This is a genomic window from Pseudoalteromonas sp. MMG024, assembly GCF_021654175.1.
Classification (GTDB): domain Bacteria; phylum Pseudomonadota; class Gammaproteobacteria; order Enterobacterales; family Alteromonadaceae; genus Pseudoalteromonas.
Genome location: NZ_JAKFZO010000010.1, coordinates 178,379 through 203,872 on the forward strand (window position 1 = coordinate 178,379; position 25,494 = coordinate 203,872).

Genomic DNA, 25,494 nt, shown 5'->3' on the forward strand with positions numbered 1-25,494 from the left:
CCTATCTAATTTGTTAAAGTGTCGGTTAAGCTATTTCGGCTTTGCAGGGTTTCGAGTTGCCAAAAAGTGCGCTTTGAGCTCGATAAAGGCAAATCTGCTGTGAACACGGGGCAATAAATTTCACTGAATTTATCCCACTTTATGCTGCTTTTTTTGAGTACATTTCCCATGTGAATGGATGAAAACTCAAGTACATTAGATGGCAAACAGAACACCATGTTGTCACAAACAAGTAGCGATACTTTCGAGCTATTTGCTTTGACATATTGAATGGTGAGCATAAGGTGACCTAAATGCAGCATTTCATTATGTTCAAGCATGTCACCATTCTTTATATCTAACGGGGCATAGTTTGGTGTATTTGTTAAAGACGCTTTTGCTAGCATCAATTGCCCTGTAAATCGCTGCACTAACTGGTTCACCCACCTTAGTTGTGTGTTGGCATCGCAAGCGATTAACCACCACTGTGTTTCACACGGGCAGTTTTCAAGTCGCTCAACCATGTAGTCGTGTTTTTTCTGATCAGAAATACAAAGTGCAATTACCGCACAATAAGGCGTTAACGTATCTCTAATTAGATAAGCAATTAGTTGGTTATCTAAAACTATCTCAATGACATCTAAGGACTCAGCCATAGCACTTTTCCTCTGAGCCATTTTCTTCAGAAAATACGCGATCATTCTCAATATCAATACGTTGATTAAGCATTAATGTTTGCGGCACAATATGGCTAGCAATCAGCACGATACGGGTTTTACTCAATTGATTCATAAGCCGAACCATAAGTGCAATATTGTGATTATCGAGCGCTTCAAACGGTTCATCTAGTAGCACCACGTCGGGCTTAAATAACAATGCCCTTGCAAGGTTCAGGCGCTGTCTTTCGCCACCAGAGAGCTGTCTGCCACCTGAGCCTAGCCATTGCGTTAATGCGCCTAGGTAAGACAAATTAACGTCATTAAGTACCTGCTTAAGTGCGTCTTGCTCTATTTTATGACCTAAAGAAAGATTTTCAGCCAAGGTGCCATCTAATACGGGAGCTGATTGCCCGCAGTACACAATGCGCTCATGTAATTTGCCAAATTGTTGAACGATGGATTGTTGATTAAACGAGATATCGCCCTGAAATGGCTGAAGCCCGGCAATTGCTTTTAATAACGAAGACTTACCAGCTCCTGAGCTGCCTTCAAATACATAGCAACCGGTATTATTTATTTCAATTGAAATGGGCAATCGTTGCACGCTGCAAGCGGTTACATTATTAAGGCTCAGCGCATGAATTGCTTGGCTATGTCGGGTAATTTTTGGTGACCATGATAGCGCTTCTTTGTCGACTGTATTCACCAGAGCTTTTTCAGCGTCACCTTGTTTGGCTTGAATAAAATCTACTAGCCCAGATTGTGAATGCAGTAGCTTGCCAAGCCAATCGTTAATGCTTAGCAATAACATGGGCACTAAAATAAACAATGCATTTTGCGATGCCGCGCCAGCATACTGCTTGAAAAGCAGATACAAAGCTAAAGTGGCGAAAAGCTGCAAACAGAGTTGGCCGTAAAAAATCGCCTTTTGCTGTGTTTGTTGCGCGTTTAACAGTTGAGAGGTTGATGCAAATTGATTGTTTTTTTGTTGAATATGTTTATCTAAAAACTCAGTTTGAAGATGCCAAAGCGGTGAGCTATGTAACTTATCATCAAATTCAGTGATAAAGCGCTCTTTTTGTTTGGCAATTTTGCCCGCTTGTTTTAAGCCAAAAATAATGAGCAGCGCGTAAACTAAAATAAAAGCAAATGTTACACACAACACATAAGTAAGATGACTAGGAATAAGCAGGTTAATACTGATATTTAGCAGCAGTAAGGTTATAAACATCGCAGCATTTTGATTTACCCAAGCAATCCAGAGCGCCGCTTGTTGCTCTGTGGTGGTGCTCATTGCCTCAACCTGCGCGCTGCTTTTAACTTGCTCAAGCAAGCTTAAGTTATCCAAACTTTCTGCAAATAGTGTCATACGTTTGGTTTGTAACGATTTAAAAAAGCCACTGTGACCAACCAACAAAGCCGCATAACCCGACGCAATGCGAATAAGTGCTAAAGCCCGAATAATAACAGCGGGTAACATGTAATTTAAGCTACTGCCCACTACACTTGCCGCGGCAATAAACCAACTCGAAACCAGCAATAACCCCATTGCCGCTAGGCTATAAGCCACACTCAGTAACAGCGCCAATAAGTTGGTTTTTAATGTATTAGTTTGCATGACAAAGCACCTCGCCAAGCTCGTTAATGTGCCAAATATGGCTAAACCAGCCCTGCGACTGTGGCTTATGACATACCCAAATAACGGTTTTATCTTTTAGAACCGTTTCAATTAACCTGCAGAGTCGCAAATGTTGCGCGTCACTTAAAAACGCGGTGGGTTCGTCGAGTAAATACAGGTCGGCATCGCACAGTAACAGCCTTGCTAAACTCAAGCGCTGTTTTTCACCGCCAGAAAGAGGCGGACACTCGTCCATCGGCGTGTTAAGCCCCTGCTTTAAATTTTTATACCAAGCCATTAGCTCAACTTTTTCTAACATCGCAAAAAGCGCTTTATCAGCAATTGGCCTGTTGAGTGTTAAGTTGTCGCGAACAGTGCCGCGTAAAATGCAGGGAGATTGTGTCAGCAGCGCCACTTTCTGTATGGTTTGATGGCTTGCTTGTCGCTGTTTGCTAAGCGCTTCAAATAATAGCGTTTTGCCAGCACCTGATGGTGCACTTAGCCAAATATGCTGGCCACGCTCAACAAATAAATGCTTTGCAAAAACCGCGGTATTAACAACCTGAAAGTCATGCCAATCTATGCTAGGAGATTGCAGTACATCGGCACTTTGTTGACTGTTACAAAGCACACTAGCCAGCTCTGATGCTGCAACCTGTGCAGCCGCTTTTTGGTGGTATAAATTGCCTAATTGTTTAAGCTCGCTAAACACCATAGGCACCGCGATGAGTAAAAATAAGCCATCGGCAAACACCAGTTTGGGCCCTAAATTTATCTCTTCTAACAGGTTAAACCCAACATAAACGGCAATGAGTGCCATCGACAGCGTTGAAAAAAAATCTAAAACAGTTTGGTTTAAAAAAGCCACTTGAAGCACTTTTAAGGTGCTGGAATTAAGCGTGTTTGAACTTTGCTCAAGGCGCTGTGTTTGTTGCCTGTTGGCAGAAAATACATTGATCAATTCAATGTTGCTAAGGCGATTGGCAAACATACTGCCTAAACGCTCAAATGCCACAAAATAGGTGTTATGTAAGTGCTTTGTGCCTTTGCCTATGATGATCATAAACAGCGGCACCACAGGCAAACACACTAATAAAATAACAAACACAAACCAGTTCACATAAGCAATCACGCCAAGCAATAACAAAGGCGCAACCACCGCAAGCCATTTTTGTAATTGAAATTCACTGATAAATTTCACTATCGCATGAAGGTGCTCGGTGCTGAGTTGCTGCCAGTAAAAATGACTATGTTGACGAACTAACGCGTGCTGGGCTTGTTTAAAAGCGCCATGTAACTTCGCTTCTAAATAGGCCAAGCTGCTTGCTTGTAATGCCATTAGGCGGTTATGCGCAAAAAGGTTAAGAATCACGCTTGAAACTAATGCCCCAACCAATATATTGAGCGCCCATTCATAGTGTGTGTTTGCGCTAAAAAAGTGACTCATAACCAGACTATTAACATCACTTGCGAGCAATCTGGCCACTAAAAAGCTAAATGCTGCGAAAGCCGTCAGCTGGCATAAAAAGGCACCGCTTTTAAGAGCTAACACACCCTGCAGCGCATTTTTTACTTTTTGCTGCTGGCTATGTAATAGCTCGGTAGCGGCGACCTCCATGTCGCCATTTGCTGCGTGATTGTGTTTAATCATCGCTGGTGTCGTCTCTGTCCATGTCTTCGGTGGCTTCTAGCCACATCGCATTAATAATGCCGAAAGAACACGCTAATAAAACACCTAAAATCCAAGTGAAATACCACATAAGCCACTCCTTAATAAATTGTGTGTGGTTTATCTAAATCTTGCGCTTTAATACGCCCGCGCATCACATAAAAGCTGTATGCGGTGTAACTCAATACAATTGGCACAAAAATACAGGCAACAATAAACATGGTTTTGAGCGTTAAGTAACTCGATGTGGCATCCCACACTGTTAAACTCGCGTTTGGCATGCTGCTACTTGGCATAAGGAACGGGAACATGGCAGCGCCTGCGGTTAAAATAATGCCAGCCATCATCAATGACGACATTAAAAACGCCCAGCCACCGCGCTGTTGCTTGCTAAACCATGCAGAGCCAAGCCCCGCAAAAATGCCAAGTACAGGGGCAACTAGCATCCACGAGTAAGTGCTGTAATTGTTAAGCCACGCGCCCGATACTACTTCAACCGTTTTGGTCAGCGGGTTTGATGTTGCTAAAGGGTCAACACTTGAAGTGATCACATAACCGTCAATATTGGCAACGACCACACCCGCTAACATAAAGAGCAACACAGTCACTAATGACAAATAGAACGACACAATGCGCGCGCGTGCGAGTAAATTTCCCTCGGTTTTAAGCTGCAACCAGTTAGCGCCATGGGTCAGCAACATCGCGACCGATACCAGCCCTGCTAAAATGGCAAACGGATTAAGCAAGCCAAAAAAGCTGCCGGTATAAGTCGGACGTAAGGTATTATCAAATTCAAATGGTACGCCTAGTAGTAAATTACCAAACGCCACACCAAAGATAAGCGCGGGCACTAAGCCGCCACAAAATAGTGCCCAGTCCCACGCTGTGCGCCAAGTTTTATTGGGCAATTTACTGCGGTAGTCAAAGCCAATTGGGCGCATCCATAAGGCAATGAGCGTCAGCGCTAAAGCGATATAAAACCCCGAAAATGCTGCCGCATAAATAAGTGGCCAAGCCGCAAAAATTGCGCCGCCAGCAGTAATAAACCACACTTGGTTACCGTCCCAATGGGGGCCGATTGTATTGATCATCACGCGACGGTCTTCGTCGCTTTTGCCTACTAACGTAAGCAGTGCACCTACGCCTAAGTCAAACCCGTCGGTAATGGCAAAGCCAATCAGCAATACGCCTACTAAGCCCCACCACACTAAGCGTAAAAATTCATAATCAATCATGATTGTGCTCCTTCAGCCGATAGTTGCGCATTGCCATCGAAAGGTGTGCTTTGTTGCTCTGGCACTGGTCCTTTTTTGGCGTATTTCTTCATCAAATAGAAGCCAATAACAAACATCACCGCATAAAAACTGGTGTAAGCAATTAAGGTAAACCACACTTCACCCACGGTTAAATTTGATACCGAAGCATGCACAGGTAGCACCTCGGCAATTGACCACGGCTGGCGACCAAACTCAGCAACAAACCAACCCGCTTCAGAGGCAATCCAAGGCAGAGGTAAAGAGAACAGCGACAGCTTTAACAGCCATTTGGGTTTGGTGATTTGATGTTTAGTGCTGTAATAAAATGCTGCGGCAAAAACGAATAGCATAACAAAGCCAGAGAACACCATAATTCTGAAGCTCCAAAATAGTGGCGCAACAGGTGGAATGCTGTAATTGACTGCTTTTTCGATGGCTTCTTCACTTGGGCTGACAAAGTCGTTGGTAAATGGTTCTAATAACATGGCATAGCCCAAGTCTTTTTTATGTGCTTCAAACAGTGCCATTTGTGCTTCTGTTGCGTTACCGCTGCGCACGGTATCGAGTAAGTTTTTGGCAACCAATCCAGATAAAATACGTTCACGATGCAGTACTTTGTGCTCTTTAATGCCCATCACTTCTTCATCAAGCGAGCGCGTCGCGATAATGCCCATCAGCCAAGGAATGCGCACCGCATATTCGGCTTCTTCTTTTTCATCATTGGGGATAGCAAACAACGTAAATGGCGCAGGTGCAGGATGGGTATCGTATTCGGCTTCAACAGCCGCGAGTTTTACTTTTTGTACATCGCCAAGCTCATAGCCACTTTCATCACCGAGCACAATCACCGATAAAATTGACGCTAAACCAAAGCTTGCTGCAATCGCAAATGAGCGACGCGCAAAGGCAATATGTTTATGTTTTAAGAGGTAATAGCTTGAGATAGCTAGCACAAACATTGCGCCTGTGACATAACCCGCTGATACGGTATGCACAAATTTAACTTGGGCAACGGGGTTAAACATCACCTCAGCAAAACTGGTGATTTCCATACGCATCGACTCGAAGTTAAATTCTGCGCCTACCGGATGCTGCATCCAACCATTGGCAATTAAGATCCAAAGCGCCGAAAAGTTAGAGCCTAACGCCACAAGCCAGGTTGCCATAAGGTGCCTGACCTTTGACATTTTATCCCAGCCAAAAAAGAACAAGCCAACGAACGTAGATTCTAAGAAAAACGCCATTAACCCTTCAATTGCCAGCGGTGCACCAAAAATATCACCGACATAATGCGAGTAATACGCCCAGTTCATACCAAACTGGAACTCCATGGTTAAACCCGTAGCCACACCAAGGGCGAAGTTAATACCAAATAACTTTCCCCAAAACTTAGTCATGGTTTTATAGATTTCTTTGCCTGTCATCACATATACCGATTCCATAATGGCCAGCATAAAACTCAGGCCCAAGGTCAGCGGTACAAATATGAAGTGGAACATGGCGGTAAGTGCAAATTGCCAACGTGACAATTCGACCAATGCTTCATTCATTTCGAACTCCTTTAGATTAGGTTACTTCCTGTAATGGCAGAAAACATACCAACCTTAGGTATAGTCAACAAATAAAATAAAACATTGTTTTTATTGATTAATTTAACATTTCAAAAATTCATTCGATAAAGACAAACTAATTAAACGACATTTCTGACAGCTAAAAATGGCGAAAAGACACTTTTGTCACAACTGTGTTTTTGCAGTACACTCGTTTTAATTGAACGGTAACAAACTAACTTGGGCAAGTGTGTAATATGGCAAATTCGGTGATCCAAGGGTTAATCAATATTATTGATAAGCCAGCAATTTTTATTGACCTTAATTATGTGATTGTGGCAGTAAATAACGCCTATCGTGATACTTATCAAACGCCAATTGAGCTCGGTAAAAGTACCTGCTTTGCCGTATCGCATAAGGCCAGTAAACCCTGCGATCAAATGGGTGAAGCCTGCCCTATGCTAGAGTGCAAAAAAACCAACAAGCCAACCAGTGTCGTGCATATTCACGACACCCATTTAGGTAAGCAATATTGCGATATTGTGATGAAGCCTATTTTTGACGAAAACGATGCGCTGATGGGTTTTGTTGAGATCCTCGATAAAATCGACTTTGCCTCAGTAAAAGCGCAAAAGAATAAAATGCTCGGCAAGTCTGATGCCTTTAAAACGCTACTCAATAAAGTAAACCGCGCTGCAAAAACCGAAATCTCGGTTTTATTACAAGGCGAAACCGGCACAGGTAAAGAACTCGTTGCCCGTGCCTTGCACGATGCCAGCCCTCGTAAAACAAAGCCATTTATAGTGATTGAATGCTCAGGCTTACCCGAGCAGTTATTCGAGTCTGAGTTATTTGGTCACGAAAAAGGCGCGTTTACTGGCGCCACAAGCCAAAAGAAAGGCTTAGTCGAAATAGTCGAAGGCGGCACCCTCTTTTTTGATGAAATAGGTGATGTGCCGCTTAATATGCAAGTAAAATTATTGCGATTAATTGAAACACAAAGCTTTCGTGCCGTCGGCAGCTTAAGACAAAAACGCACAGATTTTCGCTTAGTCTGTGCAAGCCATAAAAACCTGTTAGAAATGGTTGAAAAAGGCGAATTCAGAAAAGATTTGTATTATCGAATAGCCACTTTTCCGATAAATTTGCCGTCACTGCAAAGCCGCCAAGCTGACATTGCATTGCTAGCTAAGTTCTTTTTAAAACACTCTGAATTTAAAGACAAACAATTCAGTGAAGCGGCACTTAAAAGGCTCTCGCAATATGCTTACCCCGGTAATATTAGAGAGTTAAAAAGCATCGTATTGCAAGCTGCTATTTTGGCCGATGACGATGTCATTTACGACACCGACATCCCTTTTGAAAACACAGCTAATTTGCAGCCTACAGCAGAGCCTAACGCAGATTTGGCACAGCCAATTTATGGCGAAGTATTTGAAGTGCTATCGCTAGAGCAGACTGAGCAAAACTACTTAGCAAAAGCCATTGAACAGTTCCAAGGTAGCACCGAAGCGCTGGCCCTTAAACTCGGTGTCAGTAGCCGTACTTTATATCGCAAGCTCACTAAATATGGTTTGTCGCTTACAAAGTAGCTAATACCAATTCACTTAAATAGCTGATCATCCTAGCGGGCTAAATATCATGCTAACTGCGTTAGAATTTATCAATGTAGAACAACTACATAAGAAAAATTCCGCCTTGTTACCATTTCATCTATCCAGCGCTATCTGTGATCACATACTTAACAGAATTGGTATAAACAAAATCTTTGATTGTGAAATTTGTAGAGGTTTGCTAACGTGTTGGCGTTATGAAAAATACATTACATATTTCTACTATCACATCATTCACATCTTGGTGGCGCTCACAATAGAGCGGCGCAGGATTTTTACATTCTTAAGCTGCTGGTAGGTAGCTTAAGCAACGTGTCGTTTTTGTATCTCCAGTAGCGGTTTTTTATCTTGGAGATACACAATGAAACAGACAACATCACAGCAAAAAGAAATAATTTTAACGGGCGACAGAGCCACAGGCCCTTTGCATTTAGGACATTTTGTTGGCTCATTAAAACAACGTATTCAGCTGCAACATGAGCACGAGCAAAGCATTTTAGTCGCCGATATGCAGGGCCTAACCGATAACGCCCACACCCCTAAAAAAGTCAGCGAAAACATTTTAAATGTGGTGGCTGATTATTTAGCCGTGGGTATCGACCCTGTTAAAACCACTATTTGTTTGCAATCAAAACTGCCAGCACTTGCCGAGCTCACCATGTTTTACAGTAATTTAGTTACCATTTCCCGCTTAGAGCGCAACCCCACAGTGAAAAGTGAGATTCAAAGCAAAGCCTTTAATCGCAGTGTTCCCGCTGGTTTTTTAACGTACCCAATTTCACAAGCAGCAGATATCACCGCGTTTAATGCCACGCTTATTCCGGTAGGTGATGATCAACTGCCGATGCTTGAGCAAACTAATGAAATTGTGAGAAAAATCAATTCACTTGCGGGCAAACCGATTTTAAATGAATGCCGTGCGTTATTGAGTAATGCGCCGCGCTTACCAAGTACTGACGGCAAAAACAAAATGTCTAAAACCATGGGCAACACCATTAATTTAGGCGCAAGTGAAAAATATATTCGCGCTGCGGTAAAATCGATGTATACCGACCCAAATCACTTGCGAGTAGAAGACCCTGGGCAAGTTGAGGGCAATGTAGTTTTCACCTACCTTGATGCGTTTCACCCAGACGCCGCCTATGTTGCTGAGCTTAAACAGCAATATCAACAAGGTGGTTTAGGCGATGGTACAACCAAAAAGATTTTAGAAGACTGCTTGCAAACACTTATTGCCCCAATTCGCGAAAAACGCGCGATGTATTTAAACGACAGAGCCCAACTAATCGATATTTTACGTAAAGGCAGCGAAAACGCCGACCGTAAAACGCAGCAGGTTTTGTTTGATGTAAAAGAGGTGTTTGGCTTGAATTTGTTTTAACCCATTTGTTAACTGTGAAGCGATGATCGCTCACAGTTAACTTGCATATTAATATATGAAATTAATTCACATTCGCATTAGTTTTATTCGCTTGTACCTTTATTAATAACTTCTATACTCAATTGGCTTATATTTTGCGTTAAAAGGATATATAGCGAATATTTCGTCTTGTTTGAGGTTGTCTGCATCAATTTTGTGCATAAAAAGTTTTTTATGCACTGTCACGAAGCGTAAATATTCCTATGTTTAGATAATCACAGTTTATACGCTGGGCAGTTTGAAGCGTGTTAGTTAAATGGAAAGGAAAAAACAATGTTAACTAAACGATTTTTTAAGACCAAGCAAGAAGCAGAAGTAACATTTGAATTTGCAGCAGAAGCTGATACCCATGTGTCGTTGGCGGGCGAATTTAACGACTGGCAACCTGTTAGTATGAAGTACGTTAAAAAGGATCAGGTTTTTCGTACCAAACTTCGCTTACCTATCGAGCAAGACTTTCAGTTTAAATACCTCATTAATGAGCAGGAATGGCAAAATGACCATGCTGCAGACCACTATTTACTAAACGAGTTCGGCACTGATAATTCAGTTGTTTCTACAACACGAGCTTAACGTGCGTGAATGAAGTAGAACAATTGTGCTATCTACAAGGGGTAGCACTCGATTATGTCGACTATTACGGCCAACAAAAGCGTATTGACGATGACGTAAGGCGCGCCATTCTTACGGCATGTGGTCACCATGTGCACGATAACGAGTATGTTCGCGATAAAAATCGTCAATTAGATGGTTTACCTTGGCAGCAGGTGTTGAGCGAGTTTCAAGTTACATCATCAGAAAACACATATTTGACAGTACGTGCACAAACGTTTGAGCCTGAAAAGCAACTCGAATTAGTAATTGCAGACAGCCAACAAGAGTGCTGCCGTTTATCGGTATCACTTAACGATAGTATGGAAGAGGGCAATTACGTATTAGATGGTGTGCGCTATTCTCAGTACCGCATTACGTTGCCAAAACTAACGCCTAATTATTATCAGGTTGAGCTAATTTATCGCTCTAACATAACCACATCGCAAGCCTTTAATGGCACGCTGGCAGTTGCCCCTGTGAGTTGTTACTCTTTGACTGAGCAGCAAAAGGTGTGGGGCATTTCGTGTCAGCTTTACACCCTTCGTGATAAACGAGAAAGTGGCTTTGGCGATTTTTCATCGTTGAAAGAGCTTATTCAGCGCAGTAGTGAAAAAGGCGCGGATTATATTTTGCTTAACCCTCTGCACAAACTGTTTGTCACTGAACCAGAGCGGGCTAGCCCTTATAGCCCAAGTGACCGCAACCAAATTAATCCACTTTATATCAGCCCACGGCTGTGCGTTGATTATTCATTGCCAAATGGTGAGTACCAAAGTAACGCAACGCACATCGATTATCGCCAAGCAACCACCCATAAATTTAAATGCTTTAAAGTGATGTATTTAAATTTCTGCAAATTGGAATTAGCAAACACAACGCAACGAGCAAACGAGTTCCGCGAGTTTGTTGAGCGCTATCAAACCTGGCAGCTTTCTGAATTTGAATATTATTTGCAGTGGGTTGCCAAAGAGCAACTGGATTACTGTCAGCGCTATGCCAAAACCAAAGGCATGACGATCGGGCTTATTTTAGATCTAGCCGTAGGCTGTACCCGAGATGGCGAAGAATATAAGCGCAATCAAGCGCTGTTTGTGGAACATGCAAATATTGGTGCGCCGCCTGACCCATGGGCCCTTGATGGGCAAGATTGGGGATTGGCTGTGCCCGACCCGTTGAAACTAAAAGAAACTAATTTTGCCCACTTTATCAGTTTAATTCGCGCCAATATGATTGCCGGCGGCCTGCGCATTGATCACGTTATGGGCCTATTGCGGCTTTGGTGGTGTGTCACTGTCGATGAGCAACCAGCTGGCTGTTATGTGTATTACCCATTTAATGAGTTACTGGCGATTTTATGCCTAGAAAGTCAACTAAACCAATGTGTTGTTATTGGTGAAGATTTAGGTGTTGTGCCACAACAGATTAAGCAAAGCTTAGACAAGGCGCATGTTTATGGTAACGATATTTTTTATTTTGAAAAAGATCAGAACGGGCAGTTTATCGCGCCACAAGCGCACCGTAAACATGCAATGTTGATGATAGCAAATCACGATGTCGCGCCATTTTATGCGTGGTGGCAACAGCGTGATATCGAAACACGAAAATCGTTTTCGCTTTACTCAAATCCAGAGCAATTTGGCTACGATATAACGCAGCGCGAGCAAGATAAATTAGCCTTGCGCGAATGGCTAAAAGCGGCAAACACATTACCAAATTCAGATGATGCGAGTGCTATTTATGCCGCAGTTGTTGCGACACTGAGTGCATCAAACTCGCAATTTTTATGTTTACAACTGGATGATCTTAGTGGCGAAACCTTCGCAGTCAATATTCCAGGAACCGATCAAGAATACCCTAACTGGCGACGTCGCCTATCACGCAATTTGCTTACTATTTTTGGCCCAATGTCCCATGAAGAGCAACAAACCAGCGTGCAACAACAGCGATTTTGGCAGTTGCTAAATGCTAGGAGAAATAATGTCAGTAGCTAACTTTGCTTCGCTCAATGAACTTAACGAAGCACACAACACGTTAGAAAAAGCACATTCGCTGCACCGTGGCGATTTTATCGATGCGTTTAGCTTTTTGGGTAAACACACTATTAATAATGAATTAGCGGTAGTTCGCTGCTATATACCAGGCGCTAAAAAAGTCGCGATTTGTAGTGACAATCAACAATTAGCTTTGGAAAAGTATCAAGATACCGCGCTTTTTCAGTTGGTAGTAAGTCACAATAAAGTCGCCGAGCCAATTAAACTTGATATCGATTATGGTGATTGTCAGGTGCAGCGTTACCATGCATATAGTTTTGAATCGAGCCTTGATTGTGATGCAATGTATTTGTTTAATCAAGGCACGTTGGCACATGCATATCGTCACTTTGGCGCACATTTTGTAACCCAGCAAGGGGTTAAAGGCACGCGTTTTACCGTGTGGGCACCCAATGCAAAAGCGGTGTCAGTAATTGGTGATTTTAATCATTGGGATGCCAGTTGCTACCCTATGCGTTTTCACCCAGCATCTGGGGTGTGGGAAATTTTTATCGGGGAAGATTTAAACGATAAAAATTATAAATACAGCCTGCTAACCGAGCACAACCAGCGTATTGAAAAAGCCGACCCATTTGCGCTGCAAATGCAGTTGCCGCCCCATACGGCCTCGCGGGTAGCTAGCTTACCAAAAGCTCCTGCGCCAATTTCGCCAATTAATAAATTCAATCAAGCAATTAGTATTTATGAAGTGCACTTAGGTTCGTGGCGTCGCAATGTTGAGCAAGGTAACGGTTATTTGAGCTACCAACAACTTGCCGAACAATTGATCCCGTATGTGTTAGATCTTGGTTTTACCCATATCCAATTAATGCCAATCAGTGAATTTCCATTTGATGGTTCGTGGGGGTATCAACCTGTTGGCCTTTATGCGCCCACCAGTCGCTTTGGCGATATTAATGAATTTGCAGAGTTTATTCGCCAAGTAAAAGCCGCGGGGCTAGGCGTATTGATTGATTGGGTACCGGGGCATTTTCCAAATGATCCGCATGGCTTAGCCATGTTTGATGGCACTCATTTATACGAACATGCCGATAAACGCCAAGGCTACCACCCTGATTGGAATACCCATATTTATAATTACGACCGCGCTGAAGTGCGTAGCTTTTTGCTATCAAACGCCACATATTGGCTAACAGAATTTGGTATAGATGGTATTCGTGTCGATGCAGTTGCATCGATGCTGTACCTTGATTACAGCCGCGAAGAAGGGCAGTGGGTAGCAAATTGTTATGGCGGCCGCGAAAACCTCGGAGCCATTAGTTTACTGCAGCAAATTAATGCCAGTGTTTACGGCGAAAACCCAAATATTGTTACGGTTGCTGAAGAGTCTACTGCATGGCCGGGGGTGACCAAGCCAACCGATCAGTCAGGCTTAGGTTTTGGTTTTAAATGGAATATGGGCTGGATGAATGACAGCCTAGAGTATATGAAAAAAGATCCCATATACCGCCGCCATCACCATAACGAGATGACCTTTTCATTAGTATATGCCTTTAGCGAAAATTATATTCTGCCGCTATCGCACGATGAAGTTGTACACGGTAAAGGCTCACTAATAAATAAAATGCCGGGCGATGACTGGCAAAAGTTTGCGAACTTACGTGCATTTTATGGCTTTATGTGGGCACATCCCGGTAAAAAACTACTGTTTATGGGCGGTGAATTTGCTCAATATGATGAGTGGGATCATGATAAGAGCCTAGACTGGCATTTACTTAATGAGGCTAAACATCAAGGTATTTCTAACCTTATAAAAGCGTTAAACACAACGTATAAAACCACTCCGTCACTTTACGAAAAAGATAATAGCGGCGAAGGTTTTCGCTGGATTGATGGCGGCAACGCCGATCAAAGCGTGTTTAGTTTTATTCGTAAAAGTAGTAGCGAACCAAATGTAATAGCGATATGCAATTTTACGCCCGAGGTGCATGAAAACTTTAAATTAGGTGTACCAAAAGCAAAACGGTATCAGTTGGTATTAAATACCGACGACACGCAATTTGGTGGCAGTGGCGTATTAGTTGAAAACGAATTACCCGTAATCAAAGAAGATAATCACGGCTTCGAGTACAGTATATCGTTAACGCTTGCACCACTTGCGACCTATTATTTGGTGGCAAAATAATGGTCTCAGCCCGTTTTGCAATTCGCCCGGGAAACACCTCGCCACTGGGTGCAACCCCAAGTGAAAACGGCACTAACTTTGCTATTTTTTCTGAACGCGCGACTAAGGTTGAGCTGTGCTTGTTCGATCAAAGTGGTCACAGCGAGATAGCGCGTATTCCACTTTATCGCGATGAGCAAGATATTTGGCATATTTTTATTCGCGGGGTGGGGCAAGAACAGCTCTACGGTTACCGAGTTTACGGCAAATACAACCCGAAAAAAGGGTGTTACTTTAATCCCAACAAACTGCTGTTAGACCCTTATGCAAAATCATTGTTTGGTGAGTTTAGCTGGGGCAATGCGCACAGTGCAGATGAAACGTTTTGGCAGCTTGATTCGGCAATGGATATGCCAAAATGTAAAGTATCAACACTGCCTTATTACACGGGTACTAAACCGAATATTCCGTGGCATAAAACGGTTATTTATGAATGCCATGCCAAAGGCGCCACTAAACAATATACTTCTATTCCCGAGGAATTACGCGGTACTTACTTGGGTTTAGCTCACCCCAACTTTATTTGGCATCTAAAAAGTTTAGGCGTAACAGCGATTGAATTGCTACCGGTGCATAGTTTTATTAGTGAAGCGTTTTTACCTGAACGGGGCCTCAGTAATTATTGGGGTTACAACACCCTAAACTTTTTTACGCCGCACTTAGCCTACGCCCATACCAAGCAAGAACAAGAGTTCCAGCAAATGGTATCGGTGCTACATGAAGCGGGTATTGAAGTGATTATTGATGTGGTTTTCAACCATACCGCTGAGGGTAACGAGCAAGGGCCAACCTTGTCGCTTCGCGGTATTGATAACCAAACTTACTATCGATTGCAGCAAAATAATTTTGCCTATTACGTTAATGATACTGGTTGCGGTAACACGCTAAATATTTCACACCCTAAAAGTTTACAGCTGGTAATGGATAGCCTGCGCTATTGGGTGCAAGTGTATGGAGTTGATGGCTTTCGCTTTGATTTAGCCAGTATTTTAGGCCGTGACCAAGACGGCTTTAAAAAACACCACACTTTCTTTCAAACCCTCGCGCAAGATCCCGTATTAAAAGGCGTGAAACTGATTGCAGAGCCTTGGGATTTAGCAATAGATGGTTATCAACTCGGTAATTATGTTGCTCCGTGGCGTGAGTGGAACGACCAATACCGTGACACAGTACGCAGCTTTTGGCGAGGTGATACCAGCATGCTGCCAGAGTTTGCTCGTTTCTTTCATGGCTCAAGCCATTTGTTTGAGAAAAAAGGGCGTTCGGTTACCTCGAGTATTAACTTTATCACTGCCCACGATGGCTTCACCTTAGCCGACTTAGTCAGCTATACCAATAAACATAATCTAGCCAATCAAGAAGAAAACCGCGATGGTCACGACCATAATTTATCGACCAATTGGGGCGTTGAAGGGCAAACCGAAAACAGTGAAATCAATGCATTGCGTTTGCGTGCACAAAAAAACCTGCTGTTAACCCTGTGTTTATCTAATGGTGTGCCAATGCTATGCGCTGGCAGTGAAGTGGCACATTCGCAAGGTGGCAACAATAACGCCTACTGCCAAGATAACGAAATAAGCTGGATTGATTGGCACGCTAACGGGTTAGATGAGCCGCAACAGCATCCGCTGTACCAGTTTATTAGTCGCGCTCTAAAACTACGCAGTGAATTTTCTTTATATCGCCAGAGCCACTTTATTCACGATGATGATCCGCGCTTTAGTGTTACTTGGTTAAACGAACATGGTGCGCTCATGCAAGATAGCGATTGGCATAATCCAGACGGCCATTGCCTTGGTTATTTAATGGAAGATATTCAAGACGATAAAGCACTGTTACTGCTGTTTAATGCATCCAGCAGTAACGTAGTGTTTAAGTTGCCAGAGCAAGAAGCACATCATTGTTGGCGCGTTCGATTGTCATCGCACTCTAACGAACGGGATGATGAATGCGTAACGCCTGGGCAAACGCTCACCCTGAGTAGCTACAGTGCATGGGTGCTTTCAAGCAACATTAAAATGCCCGCCAGTAAGCAGCATGCAACTAATACATCCCAAACGTTCAATTTAACTAAGCAAGGAGTTTAGTGTGAACAAGCAATCAAATTTAGCCGATAAAAAAACGCCTTTACCTTCAAGTATTATCGAAAACTCAGCTCTAAGTGAAGACTTATATCGCCATTTTTATTACACCTTAGGACGCGACCAGGTCAATAAATCGCAGCGTTATTTGTATCAAGCATTAGCACTTACCATTCGTGATAGGTTGGTGGCAAAGTGCCGCCAAACCAACCAACAGCGCGATAGCGTGCCACATAAACAAGTGGCGTATTTATCGCTCGAGTTTTTAATGGGCCGTGCACTTAATAATGCGATTTTAAATTTAGATTTAGCACCTGAAGTGACCGAAGCGCTCACCCAATATGGCAGCGAATTAGAGCAAGTTGCCGCGGCTGAACACGACGCAGGCCTTGGCAACGGGGGTTTAGGGCGTTTAGCCGCGTGTTTTTTAGATAGCTGCGCAACACTAAAACTGCCTGTAGTTGGCTACGGCTTACGTTATGAATATGGCATGTTTAATCAATCACTAGAGCAAGGGCGTCAGATTGAACAGCCCGATCATTGGTTGCATGAAGGTCACCCGTGGGAAATTGCTGCACCAGAGCAAAGCCAACGTGTAAAATTCTTTGGTCATGTGGAAATGTATAAAGATAAACATGGCCGCGAGCATCGTAACTGGGTAAATACGCAAGATGTGTTAGCTGTGCCCTATGATGTGCCTATTCCAGGTTATCGCAATGATGTGGTGAATCGCCTGCGCCTTTGGAAAAGTGAAGCAACAGAAGAGTTTGATTTAAGAGAGTTTAATGCGGGCAGTTACCCAGAAGCGGTTGCCAAAAAGAACCAAGCTGAACAAATCACCATGGTGCTTTATCCAAACGATGCCAGTGAAAACGGTAAAGAACTGCGTTTACGCCAGCAATACTTTTTATCAAGCGCAACACTGCAAGACATCATTGCTAAATGGGTAAAACAATACGGTGAAGATTTCCATAACTTCCCTAAATACCATGTTTTTCAACTAAACGATACGCACCCAAGTATTGCCGTGGCTGAGCTGATGCGCATTTTACTTGATGATCATCAGCTCGATTGGGATAAAGCATGGCAAATTACCTCAAGTACCATGGCGTATACCAATCATACCTTATTGCCTGAAGCGCTAGAAAAGTGGCCTGTCAGGCTATTTGAGCGTTTACTGCCGCGTTTACTTGAAATTATTTATGAAATTAATGCCCGCTTTTTACAACAAGTAGCAACCTGCTGGCCAGGCGATACACAAAAGCAGCGCGATATGTCGCTAATTGAAGAAGGGCCAGAGCCTAAAGTTCGCATGGCATATTTAGCCATTGTCGGCTCGTATTCAGTAAACGGCGTTGCTGCACTTCATACTGAACTGCTCACCAACGGCTTATTTAGCGACTTCAATGCCCTTTGGCCAGAGCGCTTTAATAACAAAACCAATGGGGTAACACCACGGCGCTGGTTGTCGCATTGTAATCCTAAATTGGCGCAATTAATAAACCAACAAATTGGCGATGAATGGGTCAGTGATTTCAGTAAAATTAATGCGTTACGAGCAAAGTTTGATAATAAATCGCTGCATAAAAAGTGGCAAAACGTGAAGCTTGAAAACAAACGAACACTGGTAGATTTAGTCAAGCGTGAAACTGGCGTTGAGTTTGATGCAACCATGCTGTTCGATGTGCAAGTAAAGCGTATTCATGAGTACAAACGCCAGTTACTTAACATTTTGCATGTTATTCATTTATATGAGCGTATTCGAGAAGGGGAACTTGAAGGCTTTACACCACGCTGTGTGCTATTTGGTGGCAAAGCAGCGCCGGGCTATTTTATGGCGAAGCTCACAATTCGATTAATCAATCATGTGGCGGATGCCATAAACAATGACCCAGCTGCCAAACCTTATTTGCGCGTCGCATTTTTGCCTAATTATAACGTTACGGCGATGGAAACCATTTGCCCTGCGACCGATCTTTCTGAGCAAATCTCGACCACAGGCAAAGAAGCGTCAGGCACTGGTAATATGAAGTTTATGATGAATGGCGCACTGACTATTGGCACATTGGATGGCGCAAATATTGAAATTTCAGAAGCGGTTGGGCTTGATAACTTTTTCTTGTTTGGTGCTAAAGCAGAACAGCTTGCGCAAATTCGTGAGCATTATAATCCAAATGAGATTATTGCTAATTCTCCCAATCTCTCAAGGGTTATGGGGTTATTAGAAAGTGGGCATTTTAACTTATTTGACCCAGACTTATTCCAGCCGCTGATTAATTCTATTCGTGATAATCATGATCAATGGTTAACCGCATATGACTTTGACAGCTATGTGAAAGCACAAGAAGACGCAGCAGCACTTTACCAAGACCAAAGCGCTTGGACTCAAAAAAGCATTTTAAATACGGCCGCATCAGGTATGTTTTCGAGCGACCGCACCATTAGCCAATACAACAATGATATTTGGCAAGTACAGGCAATCGAATTCAACAAGGCACAAGGAGAACGCAATGCCTAATTCCGCAAATCGTTATATTAGTAACCTTACCCGCGATACGTATGCACTTATATTGGCAGGAGGTCGAGGTTCACGTTTAAAAGAACTAACCGATTGGCGTGCCAAGCCTGCGGTGTATTTTGGTGGTAAATTTCGCATCATCGATTTTCCCCTTTCAAACTGCATTAACTCAGGAGTGCGTAAAGTGGGTATTGCGACACAATATAAGTCGCACAGTTTAATTCGCCACGTTAATCGTGCATGGGGTCACTTCAAAAAGGAACTCGGTGATTCAGTGGAGATTTTACCCGCATCGCAACGTTACAGTGACGATTGGTATTGCGGCACTGCCGATGCGGTTTATCAAAATATGGACATTATTCGCCACGACTTGCCAAAGTACGTAATGATTTTATCGGGTGACCATGTTTATCGTATGGACTATGGTGAGTTGATTGCTAAGCACGTAGAAACGGGCGCGGACATGACTGTGTGTTGTTTAGAAGTGCCCGTGGAAGAAGCGGCAGGCGCGTTTGGTGTGATGGCCGTAAACAACGAAAAACGTGTTCAACGATTTGAAGAAAAACCAGCAAACCCCGCGCCATTACCAAATGATCCAACTAAATGTTTAGCGTCGATGGGTAATTATGTATTTAATACCGAGTTTTTGTTTGAACAATTGAAAAAAGACGCGCAAAACAGCTGCTCTGGTCGCGATTTTGGTCACGATATTATCCCATCTATCATTGAAGAGCATAATGTGTATGCGTATCCATTTAGAGATACCCGCCAAGGTGGCACACCATACTGGCGTGATGTAGGTACGCTAGATTCGTTCTGGGAAGCCAATATGGAGTTAGTGTCACCTACACCTTCACTTGATTTATATGATAGAAACTGGCCAATTTGGACCTATCAAGAGCAGTTACCGCCCGCTAAATTTATTTTTGATGATGAAACGCGCCGAGGTATGGCAGTGGATTCAACGGTGTCAGGCGGTTGTATTATTTCGGGCTCAACAATCCGTAAATCGCTACTTTTCTCAAATGTGCATGTGCATTCGTATTGTACGGTGGAAGAAGCAGTTATTTTACCGGGCGTGGTAATTAACCGAAATTGTGTGATTAAAAAAGCCATTATCGACCGCAGTTGTGTGGTACCTGAAGGGCTAAGCATCGGTGTTGACCACAAACAAGATGAAGCTAATGGTTTTAGAATATCAAGTGGTGGCGTGGTGCTTGTTACCCGTGACATGATTGCTGCACTGACAAAAAAGTCGCAACAAGTGGGTGCTAAAAACACCGAATCACAAAGCCAAGTAGCGATTGCATAAGAGGACACTATGCGAATTTTGATGTTAGCGGCTGAAAATGATTGTATTTCGGGCGCGAAAGTAGGCGGTGTTGCCGATGTAATTCGCGATGTGCCAAAGGCACTTGCAGAGCATAACATTAATGTGGATGTGGTGATCCCCGATTATGGTTATTACCACAGCCATTACAACGGTGAGTGTGTCGCAGAAGTGAGCTTTTCATTCGCTCACCAGCAGCACACTGCCTACCTTTATAAATTGCACGCAATTTCAAATGACAACGTAACCCAGTATGTGGTGGTACACCCGCTCTTTCAACAAGCAGGAGAGAGCCGCGTTTATTGTCATGATGAAGATAACCGCCCATTTGCCAAAGATGCCACCAAGTTTGCGCTTTTTTGTAATGTTATTGCCGAGTGCATTTTACAAGGGCATTTAGCGGCAGACATTTTTCATTTGCATGATTGGCATGCGGCAACCTTAGCTGTGCTTTTGAAGTTTGATACACGCTATCGCGATTTTGCCAACACTAAGCTGGTATACACAGTACATAATTTAGCGCTACAAGGTACGCGACCATTTAACGGTGATGATTCAAGCTTAGAGGCTTGGTTTCCAAGCTTAAGCTACGACGGCCAACAATTATGCGACCCGCGTTATCCGTTTTGTTATAACCCAATGCGCGCAGCAATCAGTTTGGTTGATAAAGTACACTTTGTATCAGACAGTTATGCTGAAGAGGTGCTGAGTGCCAGCGACCATCAAAATGGCATTTATGGCGGCGAAGGGCTGGAACAGGTACTTGTAGACAATAGCGATAAACTTGTTGGCATTTTAAATGGGTGTGAATACAGCAATGAGCCTGAGCCTAAAGTCACGCTCGATTGCTTTTTACGCAGCAGTAAATCTTGCCTTCGAAACTGGATGAGTCGTTTTGAGCAATTGAAAACCGTGCATTATCTCGCTAATGAACAAATTTCACTATGGCAAGATAGCCCACAGTTTAAAGGCCCCATTGTTTCAAGTATTGGCCGATTAACTGAGCAAAAAGTGCGTTTGTTACTTGAACGCGCTGATGGTGAAGTGGCACTAAGTAAAATGCTTAATCAATTAAGCGAAAAAGGCGGCCGCTTTATTATGCTTGGCAGTGGCGACAGCCATTACGAGTTTTTGTTAATGCAGCTTATGGCAAAGCACAGTAACTTTTTGTTTTTAAATGGCTATGGGCAAAGTTTGTCGGACGATCTATATCTACTTGGCGATCTTTTTTTAATGCCAAGCTCGTTTGAACCATGTGGCATAAGCCAAATGCTCGCGTTAAAAGCAGGGCAGCCTTGTATTGTACATGGAGTAGGCGGGTTAAAAGACACGGTCAAACACCGCGAAAATGGCTTTGTGTTTGAGGGCAATACCATTAGTGAGCAAGTGCACTCGCTGCAAAGCGTATTTAACGAGGCGCTAAACTGTTACATGAATGACACTGCGCAGTGGCAAACTCTGGTGCACACCGCTAAAACCAGCCGCTTTAGTTGGCAAAGCAGTATCGAGCAGTATTTAACTAAACTCTATAACCACTAATGTTATAAATAACAGTTAGTTGCATTGTTTAAATTAAATACCAATGTTAGGGTGACTAATTAAAATAAGTCACCCTTTTTTGTGTATGAAATCTTTATTGTTTATAGCGTCTCTCTTGTTCTGTTTGTGTTTTTCAAGTGTTTCGATGGCAAAGCAAATAGCCTTTACCTTTGATGATGCGCCGAGGCAAGCTAACGGTTATTTTGATGGGCCAACACGTGCTAAAGCCCTGATCAAAGAATTACAGGAACACGGTATAAAACAAGCGGCGTTTTTTGCAACCACAAGCCATTTAAATGAAGAAGGCAAAGCGCGCTTAAAGGCGTATGCCAATGCTGGGCATGTTATTGCCAATCACACCCATACCCATCCAGATATCAACAAAACCAGCTTAGAAGATTATTTGCAGGAAATAACAACCGCCCATAATAAAATTAAAGACTACCCAAACTTTAAACCTTGGTTTCGTTTCCCCTATTTGCGAGAAGGCGACACCCAACAAAAGCGCGACGGCGTGCGTGCTTATTTAGCCCAAAATGGCTACCGCAATGCATATATCACGCTCAATAATTACGACTGGTACATTGAAAATTTATTTCAAGATGCACTAAAAAATGGCAAAGAAGTCGACTTTGAGAAACTAAAAAATTTTTACATCGATGTAATTATACAAGGCGCACAATACTACGATGAATTGGCAGTAAAATATTTAGGTCACTCGCCCAAACACGTTATTTTGCTGCATGAAATGGATATTACCGCCCTGTTTGTTGGTGACTTAGCTGATGCTTTTCGCGAAAACGGGTGGCAAGTCATCTCGCCAGAAAAAGCCTACCAAGACCCAATTGCCAGCTACCAAACCGAGCGTATTATGAAATATAACCCTGGGCGCATTGGCGAAATTGCAAAAGACAAAGGCCAAACAACACAGCTCTGGCACCACACCTTAGATGAAGCGTATTTAAAAGCGCGCTTTGACAAGGAAGTAGTTAAAGAGATAGATGGTAAAGATAAGCAATGATAGTTTTAAAGTGAGTTTTAAAGTGGGAGTTTTAAAGTGGGTGTCTTTGTTAGCTTCCATGTAAAACTCGCCACAAATACTGAATGGTGGATGCAAGAGTTTAAAACCAAGCAAAATAAAAGAAGTACAGGTAAGTTAGAAAAAAGCTATACCAAAGCTGATTTTGCAAAATTAATAGAAGCATTAAGTGTGCCACCAAAAGGGCGCGTGATGCTAGGCTCGTTAGGCTACACCAAGGTTAAAGAGCACGACAAATTTGTAAAACGGCTAAAAAAAGGGCGCGTGCTTAGGCCATTTAATATAAAAAATTGGATATTAAGCCCTCAAGTAAAAGCAATGTTATTAAGTGAATTTATTGACGTGTTGGCTGAAACGTATGATGGGCAAACGTCAAGCGACTATGAATGGGAACCGCAATGTTAAAAAACGTGATTAATCAACTGGATAAATCTGCATGGCAGGCAGATAACCCTGAATGGCTTACTGAGAGAGAAGCGCAGTGGAAAATCGTGGAGCCTAAACTGTTACATGGCAGAGAATACGCAAAACAAGATGTGGCGAAACTTAAACAATACTTTATGCACGGTGAAAACTTAGCTGATTTGTCATTAAATTTTAACCCCTTGATAGAGGTGCTCTACTTACACCCCGACCAAAGCGATGAAAACCTAAAAAGCATCATTAATTCATTTGATGAAAACGACTTTGGTTTTTTTAAATACCATTTTTATATGTTCACTTCAAATATAGCGCCCACAAAGGAGTTTGAACCCGTTAGAATATTCGGTGAAAAGCGCTATGGTGAAGAGGGTATTTTAAACGGCAAAGAGCACTTTTATAGCCAGTATTTTACCCCCGATTTAACCCTTGATGGCAAAACGGATGCGCAAGTAAAAAAAATTAAAAAAGAGGCGCAGGGCTTTTTTGAAAGTTTTTGTACAGACATGCATTATTTTTTACTAGATGACACCGAGTTCAATGATCATAAATACAGTTTTAAACAGTACCAAATCGCGACTTGGCTCCAAGCAGCCCCAATGGCAGACTATGGTAAAAAACGCGTTGTAACACTGATCTGCTTTTTGCACCAATTGTATTATTGGCGAGAACTTCATCCGAGTATAGAGACAAAACCTGAGCGATTAGCGTTTGTGAACACCGTCACTGACATTTTAGACAACGACACCAGTTTGCCGTCAGAGCTGGTGAAAAAGTGGCAGATGATTAAAACCGAGCAAGGCAGATACCATCCAAAAGTTGTTGAAGAGTTTAAACTAGATCGCCCCCCCGAATTGTGGCAAAAATTTAATTTAAAAGGTTTGTAAATACTCAAAGAGAGAATCAAAAAGGCATATATGGACGCTGATAGACTGTCAATCCATATATATCATGGGGCTATGATAAAAACTAAAACAGGGACATTAGCCCCCGCCGTGACGGATAAATTTACCGAAAGACAGCCTTTAGCGCTTTAATAAACATTGATTTTAGAAATAAAAAGAGGAATGTATAAATGGACTTAGTACAAAAGGAAGCCGATATCGACGTGTTTTTCGACTTGACAGTGGGAGAGCGTTTTACTTTGGTGCATGATTTGCTGGCAAGCAATGTGGCGACCCCTGCATTACCTGCTGATTATGAATTAGCAAATTTAAAGCCTTTGTATTTGGCAGCATTGCCAGAAGATGAAATAGATTATTTTGATGAAGATGTTTTTGCGCACTTTTACGCCAATCCGGGGTTGAATGAAATTCTCACCTTATTGCTTCCTAAGCATAAACTTAAGTATGAAGCAGAAAGCATAATGCAAGATGCCGAGCTAACCGTCTATCAAGAGGTGTGGCAAGACATGCTGCGATTTGCCGAAGTTGAAACTGCTGCTATTAAAGCTGATTATGATGATGACGGTGATGTAGTGGTCACATTTGAGTTTGCAGATAAAGCATGGCGTTATGATTACGAAGGTGGTGAAGAGTACCTTACTCACAACATCTTTAATGATTTTAATGACTTCGCCGAGCAAGCAGGATTAGAACAGCGATTCCTCCCCGATTTGGTTGATGAATATTGGCTGGCAACATTTTTGTTACCGAAAGCCGCTTACCAAACGTTAGAAAAATACTCACCGATACCAGGGTATTAGATTGATAGATTGGAAATAAAAAGAGATCTAAAGTGACACTCACCTAAACGGAAATAAAGTTAATAATAAAGAAATAACAAAGACACCCACTCTAATTTGATTTAGTTTGGGTGTTTTTCTATGTTTAAGGGATGTAACACTTCTTAAGGATGAGAAGTCATGGCGGTTCCAAGAAAACAACAAATCAGTCTGGTTGATACTCCCTATTACCATTGTATTTCTCGTTGTGTACGCCGCGCTTTTTTGTGCGGTGAAGATAAAAGCACAGGGCAATCGTTTGAACATCGAA

General features: G+C 42.6%; 19 protein-coding genes. 13 read left to right on the forward strand and 6 right to left on the reverse strand.

The features are described from left to right. Positions 1–5 precede the first annotated feature (5 nt). From L1068_RS11805 to L1068_RS11830, 6 genes are read right to left on the reverse strand one after another with little or no spacing between them, the layout of a single operon-like run. Complete coding sequence (locus L1068_RS11805) at positions 6–635, reverse strand: hypothetical protein (protein ID WP_237130430.1); 630 nt, start codon at positions 633–635, stop codon at positions 6–8. Further along, positions 628–2,256: an ATP-binding cassette domain-containing protein gene (locus L1068_RS11810; protein WP_237130431.1), complete on the reverse strand. Its 1,629-nt coding sequence runs from the start codon at positions 2,254–2,256 to the stop codon at positions 628–630. Before L1068_RS11810 ends, L1068_RS11805 begins: the two co-directional genes overlap by 8 nt. After that, positions 2,246–3,907, reverse strand: coding sequence for an ABC transporter transmembrane domain-containing protein (locus L1068_RS11815; protein WP_054980859.1), 1,662 nt, complete (start codon positions 3,905–3,907; stop codon positions 2,246–2,248). Before L1068_RS11815 ends, L1068_RS11810 begins: the two co-directional genes overlap by 11 nt. After that, on the reverse strand, positions 3,900–4,016 hold the full coding sequence (gene cydX, locus L1068_RS11820) for a cytochrome bd-I oxidase subunit CydX (protein WP_010603848.1): 117 nt from the start codon (positions 4,014–4,016) through the stop codon (positions 3,900–3,902). Before cydX ends, L1068_RS11815 begins: the two co-directional genes overlap by 8 nt. 10 nt (positions 4,017–4,026) lie before the next feature. After that, positions 4,027–5,160, reverse strand: coding sequence for a cytochrome d ubiquinol oxidase subunit II (cydB, locus tag L1068_RS11825; protein WP_138628254.1), 1,134 nt, complete (start codon positions 5,158–5,160; stop codon positions 4,027–4,029). After that, entirely contained in the window at positions 5,157–6,731 is a 1,575-nt protein-coding gene (locus L1068_RS11830; protein ID WP_237130432.1) for a cytochrome ubiquinol oxidase subunit I, read from the reverse strand. The genes cydB and L1068_RS11830 overlap by 4 nt, the downstream gene beginning before the upstream one ends. 257 nt (positions 6,732–6,988) lie before the next feature. Here L1068_RS11830 and L1068_RS11835 point away from each other — a divergent pair, with 257 nt between their 5' ends. The 13 genes from L1068_RS11835 (at position 6,989) to L1068_RS11895 (ending at position 25,205) form a co-directional block, all read left to right on the forward strand. Then, positions 6,989–8,323: a sigma-54-dependent Fis family transcriptional regulator gene (locus L1068_RS11835; protein WP_237130433.1), complete on the forward strand. Its 1,335-nt coding sequence runs from the start codon at positions 6,989–6,991 to the stop codon at positions 8,321–8,323. Positions 8,324–8,705: 382 nt separating this feature from the next. Beyond that, positions 8,706–9,725: a tryptophan--tRNA ligase gene (gene trpS, locus L1068_RS11840; RefSeq protein ID WP_237130434.1), complete on the forward strand. Its 1,020-nt coding sequence runs from the start codon at positions 8,706–8,708 to the stop codon at positions 9,723–9,725. A gap of 312 nt (positions 9,726–10,037) precedes the next feature. Next, positions 10,038–10,337 (forward strand): isoamylase early set domain-containing protein, encoded by a 300-nt coding sequence (locus L1068_RS11845; protein ID WP_010558178.1) that lies wholly within the window; start codon positions 10,038–10,040, stop codon positions 10,335–10,337. A gap of 5 nt (positions 10,338–10,342) precedes the next feature. Then, on the forward strand, positions 10,343–12,349 hold the full coding sequence (gene malQ / locus L1068_RS11850; protein ID WP_237130435.1) for a 4-alpha-glucanotransferase: 2,007 nt from the start codon (positions 10,343–10,345) through the stop codon (positions 12,347–12,349). Next, a complete protein-coding gene (gene glgB, locus L1068_RS11855) occupies positions 12,336–14,534 on the forward strand; it encodes a 1,4-alpha-glucan branching protein GlgB (protein ID WP_237130436.1) in 2,199 nt (732 codons plus the stop codon). Before malQ ends, glgB begins: the two co-directional genes overlap by 14 nt. Next, entirely contained in the window at positions 14,534–16,660 is a 2,127-nt protein-coding gene (glgX, locus tag L1068_RS11860) for a glycogen debranching protein GlgX (protein WP_237130437.1), read from the forward strand. Before glgB ends, glgX begins: the two co-directional genes overlap by 1 nt. 1 nt (position 16,661) lies before the next feature. After that, on the forward strand, positions 16,662–19,172 hold the full coding sequence (locus L1068_RS11865; RefSeq protein ID WP_237130438.1) for a glycogen/starch/alpha-glucan family phosphorylase: 2,511 nt from the start codon (positions 16,662–16,664) through the stop codon (positions 19,170–19,172). Continuing rightward, the gene (glgC, locus tag L1068_RS11870) at positions 19,165–20,484 is read left to right on the forward strand and encodes a glucose-1-phosphate adenylyltransferase (RefSeq protein ID WP_237130439.1); all 1,320 of its coding nucleotides are present in this window, start codon (positions 19,165–19,167) and stop codon (positions 20,482–20,484) included. Before L1068_RS11865 ends, glgC begins: the two co-directional genes overlap by 8 nt. A 9-nt stretch (positions 20,485–20,493) precedes the next feature. Further along, entirely contained in the window at positions 20,494–22,041 is a 1,548-nt protein-coding gene (locus L1068_RS11875; RefSeq protein ID WP_237130440.1) for a glycogen/starch synthase, read from the forward strand. A 145-nt stretch (positions 22,042–22,186) separates the two neighbouring features. Next, positions 22,187–23,062, forward strand: a complete 876-nt coding sequence (locus tag L1068_RS11880; RefSeq protein WP_237130441.1) for a polysaccharide deacetylase family protein — start codon at positions 22,187–22,189, stop codon at positions 23,060–23,062. Between the two features lie 36 nt (positions 23,063–23,098). After that, the gene (locus L1068_RS11885; RefSeq protein WP_237130442.1) at positions 23,099–23,485 is read left to right on the forward strand and encodes a peptidyl-prolyl cis-trans isomerase; all 387 of its coding nucleotides are present in this window, start codon (positions 23,099–23,101) and stop codon (positions 23,483–23,485) included. Continuing rightward, positions 23,479–24,387 (forward strand): hypothetical protein, encoded by a 909-nt coding sequence (locus L1068_RS11890; protein ID WP_237130443.1) that lies wholly within the window; start codon positions 23,479–23,481, stop codon positions 24,385–24,387. Before L1068_RS11885 ends, L1068_RS11890 begins: the two co-directional genes overlap by 7 nt. A gap of 188 nt (positions 24,388–24,575) precedes the next feature. Next, positions 24,576–25,205: a hypothetical protein gene (locus L1068_RS11895; protein WP_237130444.1), complete on the forward strand. Its 630-nt coding sequence runs from the start codon at positions 24,576–24,578 to the stop codon at positions 25,203–25,205. Positions 25,206–25,494 lie beyond the last annotated feature (289 nt).

Bases quoted from the DNA above. Each gene is read 5' to 3' on its own strand.
- cydX (WP_010603848.1), bottom strand. From the start codon at position 4,016: ATGTGGTATTTCACTTGGATTTTAGGTGTTTTATTAGCGTGTTCTTTC.
- glgB (WP_237130436.1), top strand. From the start codon at position 12,336: ATGTCAGTAGCTAACTTTGCTTCGCTCAATGAACTTAACGAAGCACAC.
- L1068_RS11805 (WP_237130430.1), bottom strand. From the start codon at position 635: ATGGCTGAGTCCTTAGATGTCATTGAGATAGTTTTAGATAACCAACTA.
- L1068_RS11845 (WP_010558178.1), top strand. From the start codon at position 10,038: ATGTTAACTAAACGATTTTTTAAGACCAAGCAAGAAGCAGAAGTAACA.
- L1068_RS11875 (WP_237130440.1), top strand. From the start codon at position 20,494: ATGCGAATTTTGATGTTAGCGGCTGAAAATGATTGTATTTCGGGCGCG.
- L1068_RS11880 (WP_237130441.1), top strand. From the start codon at position 22,187: ATGGCAAAGCAAATAGCCTTTACCTTTGATGATGCGCCGAGGCAAGCT.
- L1068_RS11815 (WP_054980859.1), bottom strand. From the start codon at position 3,907: ATGATTAAACACAATCACGCAGCAAATGGCGACATGGAGGTCGCCGCT.
- L1068_RS11890 (WP_237130443.1), top strand. From the start codon at position 23,479: ATGTTAAAAAACGTGATTAATCAACTGGATAAATCTGCATGGCAGGCA.
- L1068_RS11895 (WP_237130444.1), top strand. From the start codon at position 24,576: ATGGACTTAGTACAAAAGGAAGCCGATATCGACGTGTTTTTCGACTTG.
- L1068_RS11835 (WP_237130433.1), top strand. From the start codon at position 6,989: ATGGCAAATTCGGTGATCCAAGGGTTAATCAATATTATTGATAAGCCA.
- trpS (WP_237130434.1), top strand. From the start codon at position 8,706: ATGAAACAGACAACATCACAGCAAAAAGAAATAATTTTAACGGGCGAC.
- L1068_RS11810 (WP_237130431.1), bottom strand. From the start codon at position 2,256: ATGCAAACTAATACATTAAAAACCAACTTATTGGCGCTGTTACTGAGT.
- glgX (WP_237130437.1), top strand. From the start codon at position 14,534: ATGGTCTCAGCCCGTTTTGCAATTCGCCCGGGAAACACCTCGCCACTG.
- cydB (WP_138628254.1), bottom strand. From the start codon at position 5,160: ATGATTGATTATGAATTTTTACGCTTAGTGTGGTGGGGCTTAGTAGGC.
- L1068_RS11830 (WP_237130432.1), bottom strand. From the start codon at position 6,731: ATGAATGAAGCATTGGTCGAATTGTCACGTTGGCAATTTGCACTTACC.
- glgC (WP_237130439.1), top strand. From the start codon at position 19,165: ATGCCTAATTCCGCAAATCGTTATATTAGTAACCTTACCCGCGATACG.